15 protein-coding genes are annotated in these 16,129 nt (G+C 66.7%); 5 read left to right on the plus strand and 10 right to left on the minus strand.

The features are described from left to right. Positions 1-5: 5 nt before the first annotated feature. Entirely contained in the window at positions 6-569 is a 564-nt protein-coding gene (gene ahpC, locus RXV79_RS15895; protein ID WP_316698831.1) for an alkyl hydroperoxide reductase subunit C, read from the minus strand. Positions 570-823: 254 nt separating this feature from the next. On the opposite strand from ahpC, the gene asd reads away from it, so the two are divergent. Beyond that, positions 824-1,678, plus strand: a complete 855-nt coding sequence (asd, locus tag RXV79_RS15900) for an archaetidylserine decarboxylase (protein ID WP_316698832.1) — start codon at positions 824-826, stop codon at positions 1,676-1,678. On the opposite strand, the gene RXV79_RS15905 is transcribed toward asd, so the two are convergent. The 5 genes from RXV79_RS15905 to phaC form a co-directional block, all read right to left on the minus strand. Beyond that, positions 1,660-2,574: a pseudouridine synthase gene (locus RXV79_RS15905; RefSeq protein ID WP_316698833.1), complete on the minus strand. Its 915-nt coding sequence runs from the start codon at positions 2,572-2,574 to the stop codon at positions 1,660-1,662. The two genes, asd and RXV79_RS15905, sit on opposite strands and share 19 nt — an antisense overlap. Continuing rightward, complete coding sequence (locus tag RXV79_RS15910; protein WP_316698834.1) at positions 2,561-3,352, minus strand: oxygen-dependent tRNA uridine(34) hydroxylase TrhO; 792 nt, start codon at positions 3,350-3,352, stop codon at positions 2,561-2,563. Before RXV79_RS15910 ends, RXV79_RS15905 begins: the two co-directional genes overlap by 14 nt. Before the next feature lie 8 nt (positions 3,353-3,360). Beyond that, positions 3,361-4,098 carry an acetoacetyl-CoA reductase gene (phbB, locus tag RXV79_RS15915; RefSeq protein WP_296717477.1) on the minus strand — a complete coding sequence of 246 codons (738 nt, stop codon included), beginning with the start codon at positions 4,096-4,098 and terminating at the stop codon, positions 3,361-3,363. Positions 4,099-4,203: 105 nt separating this feature from the next. After that, a complete protein-coding gene (locus RXV79_RS15920) occupies positions 4,204-5,382 on the minus strand; it encodes an acetyl-CoA C-acetyltransferase (protein WP_316698838.1) in 1,179 nt (392 codons plus the stop codon). 75 nt (positions 5,383-5,457) lie between these two features. Then, positions 5,458-7,170 (minus strand): class I poly(R)-hydroxyalkanoic acid synthase, encoded by a 1,713-nt coding sequence (gene phaC, locus RXV79_RS15925; protein ID WP_316698840.1) that lies wholly within the window; start codon positions 7,168-7,170, stop codon positions 5,458-5,460. Between the two features lie 107 nt (positions 7,171-7,277). Here phaC and RXV79_RS15930 point away from each other — a divergent pair, with 107 nt between their 5' ends. Further along, positions 7,278-7,547, plus strand: a complete 270-nt coding sequence (locus RXV79_RS15930) for a hypothetical protein (RefSeq protein WP_316698843.1) — start codon at positions 7,278-7,280, stop codon at positions 7,545-7,547. Here the strand turns inward: RXV79_RS15930 and pgeF are convergent. From pgeF to RXV79_RS15945, 3 genes are read right to left on the minus strand one after another with little or no spacing between them, the layout of a single operon-like run. Continuing rightward, positions 7,479-8,240 (minus strand): peptidoglycan editing factor PgeF, encoded by a 762-nt coding sequence (gene pgeF, locus RXV79_RS15935; RefSeq protein WP_316698845.1) that lies wholly within the window; start codon positions 8,238-8,240, stop codon positions 7,479-7,481. The genes RXV79_RS15930 and pgeF overlap by 69 nt on opposite strands. Beyond that, positions 8,224-8,868 carry a maleylacetoacetate isomerase gene (gene maiA, locus RXV79_RS15940; RefSeq protein WP_316698846.1) on the minus strand — a complete coding sequence of 215 codons (645 nt, stop codon included), beginning with the start codon at positions 8,866-8,868 and terminating at the stop codon, positions 8,224-8,226. Before maiA ends, pgeF begins: the two co-directional genes overlap by 17 nt. Further along, entirely contained in the window at positions 8,868-9,575 is a 708-nt protein-coding gene (locus RXV79_RS15945) for a fumarylacetoacetate hydrolase family protein (protein WP_316698847.1), read from the minus strand. The genes maiA and RXV79_RS15945 overlap by 1 nt, the downstream gene beginning before the upstream one ends. Before the next feature lie 99 nt (positions 9,576-9,674). On the opposite strand from RXV79_RS15945, the gene RXV79_RS15950 reads away from it, so the two are divergent. Genes RXV79_RS15950 through RXV79_RS15960 form a run of 3 tightly spaced genes read left to right on the plus strand, consistent with a single transcriptional unit; the run spans position 9,675 to position 13,900 of the window. Further along, the gene (locus RXV79_RS15950; protein ID WP_316698848.1) at positions 9,675-10,220 is read left to right on the plus strand and encodes an NUDIX hydrolase; all 546 of its coding nucleotides are present in this window, start codon (positions 9,675-9,677) and stop codon (positions 10,218-10,220) included. A gap of 18 nt (positions 10,221-10,238) precedes the next feature. Continuing rightward, complete coding sequence (locus RXV79_RS15955; protein WP_316698849.1) at positions 10,239-12,455, plus strand: type I secretion system permease/ATPase; 2,217 nt, start codon at positions 10,239-10,241, stop codon at positions 12,453-12,455. Beyond that, on the plus strand, positions 12,452-13,900 hold the full coding sequence (locus RXV79_RS15960) for an HlyD family type I secretion periplasmic adaptor subunit (RefSeq protein WP_316698850.1): 1,449 nt from the start codon (positions 12,452-12,454) through the stop codon (positions 13,898-13,900). The genes RXV79_RS15955 and RXV79_RS15960 overlap by 4 nt, the downstream gene beginning before the upstream one ends. Here RXV79_RS15960 and RXV79_RS15965 read toward each other — a convergent pair whose 3' ends face one another. Next, positions 13,901-15,859: a sensor domain-containing diguanylate cyclase gene (locus tag RXV79_RS15965; protein ID WP_316698853.1), complete on the minus strand. Its 1,959-nt coding sequence runs from the start codon at positions 15,857-15,859 to the stop codon at positions 13,901-13,903. Positions 15,860-16,129 lie beyond the last annotated feature (270 nt).

Consider the following 16,129-nt stretch of genomic DNA (forward strand, 5'->3'; position numbering starts at 1 on the left):
AGCGCTTAGATCTTGCCGACCAGGTCGAGCGACGGGGTGATCGTCTTGGCGCCTTCGTTCCACTTGGCCGGGCAGACCTGGCCGGGGTGGGCGGCGGTGTACTGCGCGGCCTTCAGCTTGCGCAGCGTTTCCTTGACGTCACGGGCGATCTCGTTCGAGTGGATCTCGGCGGTCTTGATCACGCCTTCGGGGTTGATCACGAAGGTGCCACGCAGGGCCAGGCCTTCTTCGGGGATGTGCACGCCGAAGGCGTTGGTCAGCGTGTGCGTCGGGTCGCCCACCAGCGGGAACTTGGCCTTGCCGACAGCCGGCGAGGTTTCGTGCCACACCTTGTGCGAGAAGTGCGTGTCGGTCGTGACGATGTAGACCTCGGCGCCGAGCTTCTGGAATTCGGCGTAGTTGTCGGCAGCATCTTCCACTTCGGTCGGGCAGTTGAAGGTGAACGCAGCCGGCATGAAGATCAGCACGGACCACTTGCCCTTCAGCGTCTCGTTGCTGACGTCGATGAACTTGCCGTTGAGGAAAGCCTGGGTCTTGAACTCGGGGACTTGCGTGTTGATGATGGACATTGAACGCCTCCTGATAAGAGATGAGTGAAACAGGCTTCAGACGACCTTTGGCCTGGGGCTTTCTGGCGTCGAACCAGGGTCGATGTTACGGTGCACCGCATCATTGAGCCAATTGATTAATTCAAGACACTCGATTGCAAATGGCTATGCACCATGCACCTCGCCCGCCGGGTGCGGCAAGCCGAACGCCCGGGCACGCCCGCTGCCTGCCTAGAATCCGCCTCCCGCTTTGACGACCGCCGCCGAGGATTGCCGTGTCCGACCGATTCGCCGTTCTGCCCCAGTACCTGCTGCCCAAGGGCCCGCTGACTTCGCTGGCAGGCAAAGGTGCCTCGGCCCGGGCGGGCCGGCTGACCACCAATTTCGTGGCCTGGTTCGTGCGCCGCTACAAGGTCGACATGAGCGAAGCGGCCAACCCCGACATCGCGAGCTACCCGAGCTTCAACGAGTTCTTCACCCGCGCCCTCAAGCCGGGCGCACGGCCCATCGCGCAGGCCGACCTGGTCTGCCCGGTCGATGGCGCCATCAGCCAGTTCGGCCCCATCGAGCGCGACCTGATCTTTCAGGCCAAGGGGCACCGTTACACCACCACCGCGCTCGTCGGCGGCGACGCGGGCCTCGCCACGCAGTTCGATAACGGCCACTTCGCCACGCTGTATCTCAGCCCGCGCGACTACCACCGCATCCACATGCCCTGCGATGGCACGCTCACGCGGATGATCCACGTGCCGGGCGACCTGTTTTCGGTCAACCCGACCACGGCGCGCGGCGTACCCGGCCTCTTTGCGCGCAACGAGCGTGTGGTGTGCGTGTTCGAGGGCCCGCGCGGCCCCTTCGTGCTGGTGCTGGTGGGCGCGACCATCGTTGGCAGCATGGCGACCGTGTGGCACGGTGTCGTGAACCCGCCGCGGGTGACGAAGGTGCGCGAGTGGCGCTACGAGGACAAGCCGGTGTCTCTCAAGCAAGGCGAGGAGATGGGCCGATTCCTGCTGGGCTCGACCGTCGTCATGCTCTTCCCGACAGGCGACCTCGCGTTCAACAGCGCGTGGCAGCCGGGCGGCGCGATCCGCCTGGGCGAAGTGATGGCGAATTACAGCGCCAAGCGGTAAGCACTTTCGAAGGCGCGCGAGGCGCCGGTCACCGGGTCGGTGAACGCGAGTTCGCGCGCCACCAGCTGCAACGGCTTGTCAAAGTCGGGCACATCGACCTCCGGCATCAGCACAGGGTAGATGCCGTCGTTGAGCAAGGGCACGCCGAGTCCCGCCATGTGCACCCGCAGCTGGTGGCGCTTGCCGCTCAGCGGTTGCAGGCGGTAGTGGCCGAGGCCCTCTTTCGACTCCAGCAGCTCAATGAGCGTCTCGCTGTTGGGCTCGCCCGGCACTTCGCGCATGGTCATGAAGTTGTCGCCATCGACCAGCCGGTTGCGCAGCAGCATCGGCCATTCGAGATCGGGCCGCAGCGGCGCAATCGCCTCGTAGACCTTGCGCGCGCTGCGCTCGCGAAACACCGACTGGTAGGCCCCGCGCGTCTGCGGCTGCACGCTGAAGAGCACGAGGCCGGCCGTGTCCCGGTCGATGCGGTGCACGGGTGCGAGCGTGTCGATGCCCAGCCTGCGCTTCAGGCGCACCAGCAGCGTCTCGTGCAGGTGCCGGCCCGAAGGCGTGACGGGCATGAAATGCGGTTTGTCGGCGACGACGATCCAGTCGTCCTGGTACAGCACCGACTCCTGGCGCGGAAACGGCCGCTCGGCGGGCGGGCTGCGGTAGTAATAGACCTTGAGCTGGGGCTCGAAGGGCGTGTCGTGCCGCACCACACGACCGCGCGCATCGATCACGTCGCCGGCCTCGATGCGCGTGCGCCACGTGGCCTCGTCGATGCGCGAAAAGCGCTCGATCAGAAATGCCGCGATCGTCGGCCACTCACCTTCAGGCAGGGCCACGCAACTCGGCCCCACGCCTTCGCGGACGGGCAGCGGCCGCTCCTGCGTCGCCCTAGGCGGCTTCATGCAGCCGCTTCGCCCGCGCGAGCCGCCATTCGCCGTCGGGCTCGCCGGCGTAGACCTGCTCGGCCGTGGTGTCGGTCTGCTGCAGATGCGTGTCGAGCGCGATGCGGTTGTCGAACACGAAGCATTCGCCCTGCCAGTCGCGCTCGGCATCTGGCATGGCATGAAAGTAGTTCAGGATGCCGCCTTGGAGCTCGTGCACGGTGAGGCCGAGGTCCTGCATCCACGCGGCGGTCTTCTCGCAGCGGATGCCGCCAGTGCAGTACATCGCGACCTCTTTGCCGGCAGCTTTCCATTCGGCCGCATGCTCGGCCACGTAGCGTGGGAAGTCGCGGAAGTTCGTGACGCCCGGGTCGACCGCGCCCGCGAAATGGCCGAGCCGGTATTCAAAGCTGTTGCGGTTGTCGAGCACCACCACGTCGTCACGCGCCATCAAGTCGCGCCACTCCTGAGGCGTGCGCTGCGTGCCCACGGCCGGCGCATAAGGCACGCCCACCGTCACCACCTCGGGCTTCACGTGGATGGCGAGCCGGGCAAACGGCGGTGTGCGGCAGGCGCTTCGCTTGAAGGCCATGCCGGCGAAGCGGGGGTCTCGCGTCAGGCCACGCTCGAAGGCGTCGAGCGCTTCTTCAGGCCCGGCGAGCACGCCGTTGAGACCCTCGTGCGCCACGAGCACGCTGCCCAGCAAGGGCCCCGCCAGCGCACGCAAGCCGGCTGCGAGGGCAGCCGGGTCGTCGAGCGCCACGAACTTGTAGAACGAGGAATGGACCGTGGGACTCAATCCCGAGGTCAACCCATGTGCAGGCCGCCGTTGACCGAGAAGTCGGCGCCGGTCGCGAAGCCCGATTCGTCGGACGCCACCCACGACACGATCGACGCGATGTCTTCCGGCGTGCCCAGGCGCTTCACCGGGATGCCGGCCACGATCTTGTCGAGCACGTCCTGGCGGATGGCCTTGACCATGTCCGTTGCGATGTAGCCCGGGCTCACGGTGTTGACCGTCACGCCCTTGTTGGCCACTTCCTGCGCCAGGGCCATCGTGAAGCCGTGCATGCCAGCCTTGGCCGCCGAGTAGTTGGTCTGGCCGAATTGGCCCTTCTCGCCGTTGACCGACGAGATGTTGATGATGCGGCCCCAGCCCTTTTCCAGCATGTCGTCGATGACCTGCTTCGTCACGTTGAAGAGGCTGGTGAGGTTGGTCTCGATCACCGCGTCCCAGTCGGCACGGCTCATCTTGCGGAACATGCCGTCGCGCGTGATGCCGGCGTTGTTGACCAGCACGTCGATCGGGCCGACTTCCGCCTTGGTCTTCTGGAAGGCGGCAACGGTCGAATCCCAGTCGCCCACGTTGCCCACCGAGGCGTGGAACTCGAAGCCGAGCGCCTTCTGCTCATCGAGCCACTTCTTGAAGTCACGGCTCGGGCCGCAACCGGCCACCACGGTGAAACCATCCTTGTACAAACGCTGGCACATGGTGGTTCCGATGCCACCCATGCCCCCGGTGACGTATGCAATCTTCTTCGCCATTGTTCTTCTCCTGCTGCTGTGTATGAATCTCTAGAGTCGCGCTGCACCGGGCACGGGTCAATCGGGTTCCCACCAATCCTGTGCGTGCAGCGCGACGAATGCGCTTCAGCGTTCCACCGTCAGTGCAACGCCCATGCCACCACCGATGCAAAGGCTCGCGATGCCCTTCTTGGCATTGCGCTTCTGCATTTCGTGCAGCAGCGTCACCAGGATGCGGCAGCCCGATGCACCGATCGGGTGCCCAATGGCGATCGCACCGCCATTCACGTTCACCTTGCTGGTGTCCCAGCCCATTTCGTTGTTGACAGCGCACGCCTGTGCGGCAAAGGCCTCGTTGATCTCGAGCAGGTCGAGATCGGCCGCCTTCCAGCCCGCACGTTGCAGCGCCTTCTGCGACGCGGTCACGGGGCCCATGCCCATCAGCGCCGGGTCGAGAGCGGTGGTCGCGAAGCTCTTGATGCGGGCCAGCGGCGTGAGGCCGAGCTGATCCGCCTTCTTCGCGCTCATCACCACCACGCCGGCGGCGCCGTCGTTGATGCCCGAGGCATTGCCGGCGGTCACGCCACCGGCCTTGTCGAAGGCCGGCCGCAAGCCGGCCAGCGCTTCGGCGTTGGTCTTGCGGTTGATGAACTCGTCGGCCGCGAAGACGACAGGGTCGCCCTTCTTCTGCGGAATGCTGAAAGGCACGATCTCGTCCTTGAACTTGCCCGCGTCTTGCGCGGCGGCGGCCTTCTGCTGCGAGGCCAGGGCCAGGGCGTCTTGCGCGTCGCGGCTGATGCCGTACTTCTTGGCCACGTTTTCGGCGGTGATGCCCATGTGGTACTGGTTGTAGACGTCGAAGAGGCCGTCGACGATCATCGAATCGACCAGCTTCCAGTCGCCCATGCGCTGGCCGTCGCGTGAGTTGGGCAGCACGTGGGGCGCGAGGCTCATGTTCTCCTGGCCGCCGGCGATCACGATCTCGGTGTCGCCATCGCGGATGGACTGCGCGGCCAGCATCACGGCCTTCAGGCCCGAGCCGCAGACCGCGTTGATGGTCAGCGCCGGCACGGCCTGCGGCAGGCCGGCCTTGATGACGGCCTGGCGGGCGGCGTTCTGGCCCGAACCGGCGGTCAGCACCTGGCCGAGCACGACCTCGCTGATCTGGTCGCCGGTGAGCTTGGCGCGCTTGAGCAGATCGACGATCACGGCGGCGCCGAGTTCGGGCGCCGGCACCTTGGCCAGGCTCCCACCGAATTTGCCCACGGCGGTACGGGCGGCTGCGACGATGACGATGTCAGACATGGTGTGCTCCTGGTTGGCGACGGTGCGCTATCTCTGCGTTGATATCACGGGGGGCCGGCTCGCGTTTGATGCGGCTCAAGCCTTCTGCTTCACATACCGGCCCGGGGCCGGCTCGATGGGTTTGTAGGTCCGGTTGCCGGGCGACTTGGGCGCGGCCACCTGCTTGCCGGCGTGGCCCTTGAGCCAGGCGTCCCAGTCGGGCCACCAGCTGCCGGGGTGCTCCTTGGCTTTTTCGAGCCAGGCCGCTTCGGTCGGCGGCAGCGCGGCGCTCGAGCCGACCCAGTAGCTGCGCTTCTTCTTCTCGGGCGGGTTGATGACGCCGGCAATGTGGCCCGACGCCCCGAGCACGAAGCGGCACTTCGCGCCTTTGAGCACCTGGGTATTGCGGTAGGCGCCGTCCCACGGGACGATGTGGTCTTCCTTCGAGCCGTAGACGTAGACCGGCGCGTCGATCTTCGTGAGGTCGACCGGCGTGCCGCAGGTCGTCACCTTGCCGGGCTTGGCAAGGTTGTTCTCGAGGTAGGTGTTGCGCAGGTACCAGCAGTACATCGGGCCCGGCAGGTTGGTGCTGTCGCTGTTCCAGTACAGCAGGTCGAAGGGCGGCGGCGTCTCACCCTTGAGGTAGTTGCCGACCACATAGTTCCACACCAGGTCGTTCGGGCGCAGGGCGCTGAAGGTCGAGGCCAGTTCCTGGCCCTTGAGCAGCGTGCCGCCGCCCGGGCTGTCGGGGCCGAGCGTCAGTTCACGCACCTGCACCATCGCTTCGTCGACGAAGAGGTCGAGCACGCCCGTGTCCGAGAAATCGAGGAAGGTGGTGAGCAGCGTGACGCTCTGCGCCGGCTTCTGCCCGCGCGCCGCCAGCACGGCCAAGGCCGTGCCGAGCAGCGTGCCACCCACGCAGAAGCCCAGGGTGTTGATCGTCTTGGCGCCCGAGATCTCCTGCACCACCTTGATGGCGGTGAGCGGGCCTTCGGCGACGTAGTCGTCCCAGGTCTTCTTGGACAGGCTCTCGTCGGGGTTGCGCCAGCTCATCACGAACACCCGGTGGCCCTGCGCGACCGCATGGCGGATCAGCGAGTTCTCGGGCTGCAGGTCGAGGATGTAGTACTTGTTGATGCACGGCGGCACCATCAGCAGCGGCCGCTCGTAAACCGTCTTGGTCGTGGGCTTGTATTCGATGAGCTGGAACAGGTCGTTCTCGAACACCACGTCGCCCGGCGTCACCGCTACGTTGCGGCCGACCTCGAACACCTTCTCGTCAGTCTGCGAGAGGTGCCCCTGCTGCACGTCGCCCCACAGCTGCTGCATGCCCTGGGCGATGCTCTCGCCCTTGGTCTTGAGCGCGCGCGACATCGCCTCGGGGTTCAGCGCCAGGTAGTTGCTCGGCGACGAGGCCGCGATCCACTGCTGCACGGCGAAGCGCAGGCGCTGGCGGGTCTTGCTGTCGCCCTGCACGTTGTCAGCCAGTTGGGCCAGGGTGCGCGCGTTCAGCAGGTACATCTGCGCGGTGAAGGCCGCCATCGGGTTCTCGGCCCACGACGGGTCGGCGAAGCGCTTGTCGCCTTGCGGTGCGAGCTTGGCGCCGTTGGGCGCTTCGACCCATTTGTTCCAGAGCTCGGTGGCCGACTGCACGTAGTCACTCTGAAGCTGGCTCAGCACCGGGATCGGCACGCTCAAGGACGACATCGACTTGACCATCTCCCCCACGGTGGCACCGAAGGCCTGGGCGGCTTCGGTGGCTGTCTCGGTGGTTGCCGGCTTCTGGGCGGCGCGGGTCGTGGTCTTCATGTCTCTCCTTGTGATTCGAGCAAACGCGTGGGAAACGTAAAGTGTGCGCCGGTCATGGTGTCTTTGTCATGACCTCACGCATGAGTTGACTCGAAAGCGGGAGCGAAATGTATCTCGTCGCCATCGGCTGGATGTTCGTGGTTTTGTGTATGTCGGCTGCGGAAGCCATGAGCCCGGTGGGCAGCTTGCTCGGCGCGCTGGTCACGCTGCTCCTGTATGGACTTCTGCCACTGTCCATCGTGCTGTACGTGATGGGGGCTCCCGCGCGGCGTCGGGCCCGCAAGGCGGCCGAGGCGGCTGAGCTGGCCTCAGCGGCGCCAGATGACGGCGGCCATGCGGCCAGTGATGCGGTCGCGCCGAAACGAGAAGAATCGTGAACGCCCGTCCACTTGGTCGCGGACCGTGCACCACTCACCGCCCGACACCTGCGTGACGCCCGCCGCGGCAAGCCGGTCTCGCGCCAGTTGCGGCAGGTTGGCGAGCCACTTTCCCGGCCGCAAGGGCTTGAAACGTGCCGGGTCTGCGCCCGCGCTCTGAACTCCAAAACCTTCGAGGACATCGGCTCCCACTTCGAATGCATCCGGGCCTATGCAAGGCCCGAGCCAGCATACGACCTCGGCGGGCTTGCAGCCGGTGGCCTTGCACAAATCGCAGAGGGCTGCTTCCACCACCCCGCCGGCCAGGCCGCGCCAGCCGGCATGGGCCGCCGCCACGCCGCCCGGCGCCGCCATCAGCACGGGCAGGCAATCGGCCACCTGGACCACGCAGGCCAGGCCCGGCTCGATGGTGACGCAGGCATCGGCCTCCAGCACCGGCGCCGCGAGGTGCTCGCCGGTGAGCCGCAACACGCGCGTGCCGTGCACCTGCTTCATGAACACGAGGTCGGCGCCCGTGGCCTCCTGCAGCAGCGCGCGGTTGCGCGCCACCTGCGCCGGGTCGTCGTCGACGGCGAGGCCGACGTTCATGCTGTCCCACGGCGCCACGCTGCCGCCACCGGCCCGGGTGGTCATCACCGCCTGCACGCCGGGGATGCCGAAGGCCGGTTGCAGCCAGTCAGGGTGCATCGGCATCGGGGCAGGCCGAGGGTTGGGCTCTCACGAAGGCCGGGTGCTCCATGCACGCATCGAACACCTTCATCACCGTCGGCACATGCTCGAGCCGGCACTCGAAGCGGCGTGCATTGAAGATCTGCGGCACGAGCAGCGCATCGGCCATCGTGGGCGTGTCGCCGTGGCAGAAGCGGCCGGTCGACGGGTGGCCGGCCAATTGGCGCTCCACGGTTTCGAGCCCCGTCTCGACCCAATGGCGGTACCAGCGGTTCTTGTCGTCCTCGCTGACCTTGAGCTCGTGCACGAGGTGGCGCAGCACACGCAGGTTGTTGAGCGGGTGGATCTCGCAGGCGATGTCGAGCGAGAGCGCCCTCACCCGCGCCCGACCCAGCGGGTAGGCCGGCATCAGCGGGGGCTCGGGGTGGGTTTCGTCGAGGTATTCGATGATGGCGATGGACTGGGTCACCAGCCCTTCGCCGTCTTTCAGGATGGGCACCAGCCGCGACGGCGACACGCCGGTGAACGGTGGCTTCAGCTGCTCGTTCTTGACCAGGTGCACCGGCACGTAGTCGTAGGGCAAGCCCTTCAGCTCGAGGGCGATGCGCACCCGGAACGATGCCGACGACCTGAAGTAGCTGAAGAGCTGCATCAATCGCTCACGATCTTGAGCGACAGCGAACCGACACCGTCGATGCTCGCCTGCAGCAGGTCGCCTTCCAGCACCGCGGCCACGCCTTCGGGCGTGCCGGTGAAGATGAGGTCGCCGGGCGCGAGCTCCCAGCCCTTGGACAGCTGCTCGATCACCTCGGGCACGCTCCAGATCAGTTTGCCGATCACGCTCTGCTGGCGTGTGCTGCCGTTGACGTCGAGCGCGATGCGCGTGGCGGCATTCAGATAACACTGCGCCGCCGGGCGGATGTGGCTGATCGGGGCCGACTTGTCGAAGCCCTTGCCGCTGCACCACGGCCGACCCTGCTTCTTGGCTTCGCCCTGCAGGTCGCGGCGGGTCATGTCCAGGCCGACGGCATAGCCGTACACATGGTCGAGCGCATGGGCCGCAGGGATGTCGCGCCCGCCCTTGCCGATGGCCACCACCAGCTCGACCTCGTGGTGCAGGTCGCGGGTGAGGCTCGGATACGGCATCTCGCCGGTCTGGCCTTCGGCCACGGGCAGCACCGCGTCGGCAGGCTTGAGGAAGAAGAACGGCGGCTCCCGCCCGGTATGGCCCATCTCGATGGCATGGTCCACGTAGTTGCGCCCGACACAGTAGATGCGATGCACCGGGAACTCGGCCGACGGGCCGGCGCCCACCACGGGCACGGAAGGCAACTTCGGGGCGGTGATGACAAAGCTCATTGCGCGCGAACTCCAGGCAGCCAAGGGGATGCAATCCATGATGCCACGCAGCATGGCCCGAGCCCATGCGTTGTTCCCACATCCCCTAAACTGACTCTCATGTTCCAACCCCGCAGCTACAAATTCTGCAAGGCCTGCGGGTCGAAGGTCGAGTACCGCACGCCGGTCGACGACAACCGCGAGCGCGCGACCTGCACCGCCTGCGCCACCGTCCACTACGAAAACCCGCTCAACGTGGTGGGCACCCTGCCCGTGTGGGACGACAAGGTGCTCCTGTGCCGCCGCAACATCGAGCCGCGCCACGGCTACTGGACGCTGCCCGCCGGCTTCATGGAGCTGGCCGAGACCACCGAGCAGGGCGCTCTGCGCGAAACCGAAGAAGAAGCCGGTGCCCGCGTCGAGTTGCAAGGGCTCTTCACGCTGCTCAACGTGGCCCGGGTCGGCCAGGTGCACTTCTTCTACCGCGCCCGCCTCCTCGACACCGATTTCGCCCCCGGCCCCGAGACCATCGAGGCCCGCCTCTTCAGCGAAGACGAGGTGCCGTGGGAAGAACTTGCCTTCCGCACGGTAAGGGAAACCCTGCGCCACTATTTCGAGGACCGCCGCACGGGTCAATTCGGACTACATTGCGCCGATATCGGTTAAGGGCCCCTTCCACAGCCAATGACGCAAACGCCCGGTCACGCCACCCCGAAGCCCGCCGTGCCCCCCGCCGCGGCGCACGGCGCGACCACCCATCTGCGCGAAGACCTGATCAACCCCGACCCACTGCTCGACTGCCTGGTCGAGCTGTGCCGGCTTCACGGTCAGGCAGCGTCCAGGGCCTCGCTTTCAGCCGGCCTGCCCCTCGGCCCCAACGGCAAGGGCGTGCTGACCCTGGAACTCGCCGAGCGCGCCGCCTCGCGCGCCGGCATGTCGGCCAAGCTGCAACGCCTCGCGCTCGACCGCATCGACTCGGCCGCCCTGCCCGTCATCCTGATCCTGAAGGACAACCAGGCCTGCGTGCTCATGGGCTGGGACGCCGACGGCGCCACCGCCCGCGTGCTGCTGCCCGAGACCGGCCAGGGTTCGATCAGCCTCACCCGCACCGAGCTGCAGACCCGCTACACCGGCGTGGTGCTTTTCGTGCGCCCGCATTTCCGCTTCGACGCGCGCACGCCCGAGATGCGGCGCGTCAAGGTCAAGCACTGGTTCTGGACGGCCCTGCTGGAGCAGCGCTTTGTCTACCGCGACGTGCTTTGGGCCGCCCTGCTCGTCAACCTCTTCGCGATCGTCTTCCCGATGTTCAGCATGAACGTCTACGACCGCGTGGTGCCCAACAACGCGACCGAGACGCTGTGGGCCCTGTCGATCGGCGTCGTGCTCATCATGTGCGGCGACGTCTTCATGCGCCTCTTGCGCAGCCACTTCGTCGACGAAGCCAGCGCCCGGGTCGACGTGAAGATCTCCGCCACGCTGATGGAAAAGGTGCTGGGCATGCGGCTCGAGAACCGGCCCGAGTCGGTGGGCTCCTTCGCCTCGAACCTGCGCGGCTTCGAGCAGGTGCGCGACTTCATCGCCTCGAGCACCGTCACCACGTTGATCGACCTGCCGTTCGCGCTGATCTTCATCGTCGTCACCGCGTGGATCTCGCCGTGGCTGGCAGTCCCGGTGGTGGTGGCCTTCGCGATCATCCTCATCCTCGGCTACGTGCTGCAGTTCCGGCTGCATGAACTCTCGCAGACCACCTACCAGGCCTCGGCCCAGCGCAATGCCACGCTGATCGAGAGCCTGACCGGCATCGAGACCATCAAGTCGCTGGGCGCCGAGGGCGTGATCCAGGCGCGCTGGGAGCGCGCCAACCAGTTTCTCTCGCGCATCAACGTGCGCATGCGGGCGCTGTCGTCGTCGGCGCAGTACCTCGTGGGCTGGCTGTCGCAGGCGGTGACGGTGGCCATCGTGATCATTGGCGTCTACCTCATCGGCCAGCGCGAGCTGACCATGGGCGCGCTCATCGCCGCCAGCATGCTGGCCGGCCGCGCACTGGGGCCCGCCGGGCAGATCGTCGGCCTCCTGATGCAGTACCAGGGCGCCCGCACCGCGATGGAGTCGCTCGACAAGATCATGGAAAAGCCGGTCGAGCGCCCGGTCGGCGGCAACTTCATCCAGCGCCCGCAACTGCGCGGCGACATCGAGTTCCGCAACGTCAAGTTCGCCTACCCGAACCGCCAAGACTCCGCCCTCGAAGGCCTGAGTTTCAAGATCACCGCCGGCGAGCGCGTGGCGCTCATCGGCAAGGTGGGCTCGGGCAAGTCGACCATCCAGCGGCTCATCATGGGCCTGTACCAGCCGACCGAAGGCGCGGTGCTGCTCGACGGCATCGACCTGCGCCAGCTCGACCCGGCCGATGTGCGCCGCAACCTCGGCTACGTCTCGCAAGACGTCACGCTCTTCTACGGCACGCTGCGCGACAACATCACCTTCGGCCTGCCCTACGCCGACGACTCGGCCGTGCTGGCCGCGGCCGAACTCGCCGGCATGGCCAGCTTCGTCAACCGCCACCCGCGCGGCTTCGACATGCCGGTGGGCGAGCGCGGCGAGTCGCTCTCGGGTGGCCAGCGCCAGAGCGTGGGCCTGGCCCGCGCGGTGCTGCACAACGCGCCGCTGCTGCTGCTCGACGAGCCGACGAGCGCGATGGACTTCACCACCGAAGCCCAGATCACCCAGAACATCACCCACTTCGCGCACAACAAGACCGTGGTGCTGGTGACGCACCGCACCTCGCTCCTCGCGATGGTGACGCGTGTGATCGTGATCGACGCCGGCAAGATCGTGGCCGACGGGCCGCGTGACCGCATCATGGAGGCCCTGCAAAGCGGCCGGATCGCGAGGGCTGCATGAGCGCGCAACCGGAAGGTCGCCTCAACCACACGCTGATGCGCGTGGGCCGCACGCTGCTCGCAGCGCTGGAGCGCATCCGCGTCTTCATCGCCCCCGTCACCGACCGCATCTTCGGCTCGGCCACCACGGATGCGCAGGCCGCGCAGGCGGGCTTCCGCAGCTTCGAGCAGGAGGCCGTCGAAGTCATGTCGCGCCGCGAGACGCAGCGGGCGCAAAAGATCGTGCGCGCCTCGGTGGTGGTGATGCTGCTCTTGATCCTGTGGGCAGGCCTGGCGCCGGTCGACGAGGTCACGCGCGGCGAAGGCCGCGTGATCCCCTCGCGCCAGTTGCAGGTGCTGCAATCGCTCGACGGCGGCGTGGTGTCGGAGATCCTGGTCAAGGAAGGCCAGGTGGTCGAAGCTGGCCAGTTGCTGTTGAAGGTCGACGAAACCCGCGCCACTTCGGGTGTGCGCGAGAGTGCCGCCACCGGGTTTGCGCTGCGGGCGCGCCAGGCCCGGCTGTCGGCCCTGGCCGATGGTGCGGAGTTCAAGCCACCCAAGAGCAACGACCCGGAGGAGATCCGCATCCTGCAGGGCGAACAGGCGCTTTACGAGGCCAAACGCACCGAGCTGTCGACGCTGCTCTCGATCAACAACCAGCAGCTGCAGCAGCGCCAGCAGGAGCTTTCCGAGATGCGCTCGCGCAAGGCCACCGCCGAGCGTTCACTTGAACTCGGCGTGCAGGAGCTGGCCAAGACCCGCCCGCTGCTGGCCACGGGTGCCGTATCCGAAGTCGACATCCTCCGCCTGGAGCGCGACGTGGCCAAGAGCCGCGGCGACGCCGATGCCGCCACCGCGCAGATCGCCCGCGTGCAGGCGGCCATCGGCGAGGCGCAACGCAAGATCCAGGAGACCGAGATCACCTTCCGCAACGAGGCCCGCAAGGAGCTGGCCGAGGTGGTGGGCAAGCTCAACGCGCTCAACGAAGGCCAGGTGGCGCTCTCCGACAAGGTCGCCAAGTCGCAGGTGAAGTCGCCCGTGCGCGGCCGAGTCCAGCGCCTGCTCGCCAACACGGTGGGCGGCGTGGTGCAGCCCGGCAAGGACATCGTGGAGATCGTGCCGCTCGACGACCAGCTCGTGCTCGAAGCCCGCGTGGCGCCGAAAGACATCGCCTTCATCCGCCCCGAGCAGAGCGCCACGGTGAAGTTCACCGCCTACGACTTCTCCATCTACGGCGGCCTCGAAGCGAAGGTGGAAAACATCAGCCCCGACACCGTGGTCGACGAGCGCGGCAACGCCTACTACCTCGTGCGCGTGCGCACCGAGCGCGCCAACTTCAGCGAGAAGCAGCCCATCATCCCGGGCATGACGGCCGAGGTCGACATCCTCACCGGCCAGAAGACGGTGCTGGCCTACCTGCTCAAGCCAGTGCTGAAGGTCAAGGCCTACGCCCTGCGGGAACGCTGATCAAGCGGCTTCGGCGAGCATGGCGCAGTTGCGGCCTGCACCCTTGGCACCGTACAGTGCCTGGTCGGCTTCGCGGATGAACTCCGACAGCGGCCGGCTGGTGTCGGCCACCCGGGCCACCACGCCCAGGCTCACGCTGACCGGCACGCGCCGGCCGCGGTAGATGAACTGGATGTCTTCCACCGCCTTGCGGATGCGCTCGGCCACGTCCATCGCGTGCGCCGCGTCGACCCCCGGCAGCACCACCGCGAACTCTTCGCCGCCATAACGGGCCACGAGGTCGGTCGAGCGGCCCACGCACATGGTGAGTGCGGCGGCCACGAGCTTCAGGCATTCGTCGCCGCCGAGGTGGCCTACGGTGTCGTTGATCTTCTTGAAGTAGTCGATGTCGACCAGCAGCAGGGCCAGCGGGCTGCCGCTGCGGGAGGAGCGGTCGTACTCCTTCTTCATGGTCTCGTCGAAATAGCGGCGGTTGTGCACCTTGGTCAGCGCGTCCGTCACGCTGAGCTTGGCGAGCTCGCGGTTGGCGAGCTCGATGTTTTCCATCGCGCGCTTGAGTTCGGCCGTGCGGTCGATCACGCGCAGCTCCAGCTCTTCGTTGGCCTTGAGCTGCACGTTGAGCGCATGTTCCTGGGCTCGGATCTTTTCCTCGCGCTCCACCTGCACCTTGTGCATCAGCTCGCGCGACTCACGCTCGGCGGCCAGCTTCAACAGGCGGTCGCGCTTGATGCGCGCGGCCAGCGCGATCGACAGCAGCACCGTCTCCACGATGAAGCCGATCGGCTGGGCCGCGTTCACCCAATCGTTGCTCGGGATGAGGCCCATCATCCCGAAGGTGGTGATGTAAGTGCCGAAGATGATGGCGCTCCACGCCACGAGGATGTAGCGCGCGAGCACGTTGCCGCGCCACATCAGGTAAGCCGCGGTGTAGATGCCGGCGATGCCCGACAGGAACATGCCGAGGGCGAGCAGCACGCCGGTGAGGATGGGCACGTTGATGAAGGCGGTGACGAGCACCACGCCCCACAGCACGATGAACGCCTGGTTCATGCGGTTCAGGTGCCGCGCCTCGTGGGCCAGGTCGAGGAAGCGCCGGAAGAACACGGTAGCGGCGAAGAAGCTCGCCGTCGCGAACAAGGGGTAGCCGTATCGGTTGAGCCAGTTGTCGTGGCCCCAAAGGTAAAGGGCGCCGTAGCCGGTGACGCACAGCTGGTAGCCGATCACCGAGAAGAGGTAGCCGCAATACGTGCGGAAGCTCGGCTCGCGGGTGAAGATGTACAGGCTCAAGTTGTAGAAGAACATCACCCCCAGGATGCCCAGCAGCAGCCCGTAGCCCATCGCGAAGTCGTAGCGGCGCGCCTGCCAGTGCTGCGCGTCCCACACCCGCATCGGCAGGATGAGCTGGCCGCGCGCCTGCACCCGCACCAGCAGCGTGAGCTTGTGGGCGCGATCGAAGGCAATGGGCAGGCCGGTGGCCGGGTCCTTGATCGAGCGCAGCTTGTGCGGACGGGTGATCCCGGCTTCCTGCAGGCCGACCCACTGCCGCGTGGCGGGGTCGTACTGGTGCAGGTCGATGGTTTCGATCTGCACCCATTCGATGGCCAGCAGCCAGTCGCGGTCGAGCGGGCCGTCGAGGCGGACATCGAAGCGTGCCCAGACCGGCTTGCCCGACGAGGGCATGTTGATGCGCGAGCGGTCGTGCGGCTTCCAGCGAGACGCCATCTCCGGCGCCATCACCTGGTTGGGCGTGAGCTTCTCGTCGGCCTCCTCGAAAAGCAGTTCCACGCCCTGCTGCGCCAGCACCGAGACCGTGCCCGGCTTCACCACGACCTCAAGCGCCTGCGCCAGCACCGGCATGAGCAACGCCCACACCGCCCCGAGCAGGAGCAGCGGCAGGCGGCAACGATGAACACTCATGGGCTTCGGTGGGGCGGCGTCGAGCACGTCTTTGAGGGACACGATAGTGGCATTTCGGCTTCGGCCAACTGATTTGGAGCACGCGCGGCCGAAATTGCCAGCACAAGCGCTCCTAGTTCACGACTTACCCCGGGGCGGGTATCGGCAGAGGCACCTGCGGTCGGTTGCAAGCGGTTTCCAACTCGTCTCGCAAACCCGCCCCTCAAGTTTCAGAAAACCCGGCCGATAACGGTTGAAGCAGGCATCCGTGCATAAATCACGGCGCGCAGAAGTGCCCGCTTATGCGCGCCGAATCTGGCGTCCGGTGCGATT

The organism is Piscinibacter gummiphilus (genome assembly GCF_032681285.1).
GTDB lineage: Bacteria > Pseudomonadota > Gammaproteobacteria > Burkholderiales > Burkholderiaceae_C > Rhizobacter > Rhizobacter gummiphilus_A.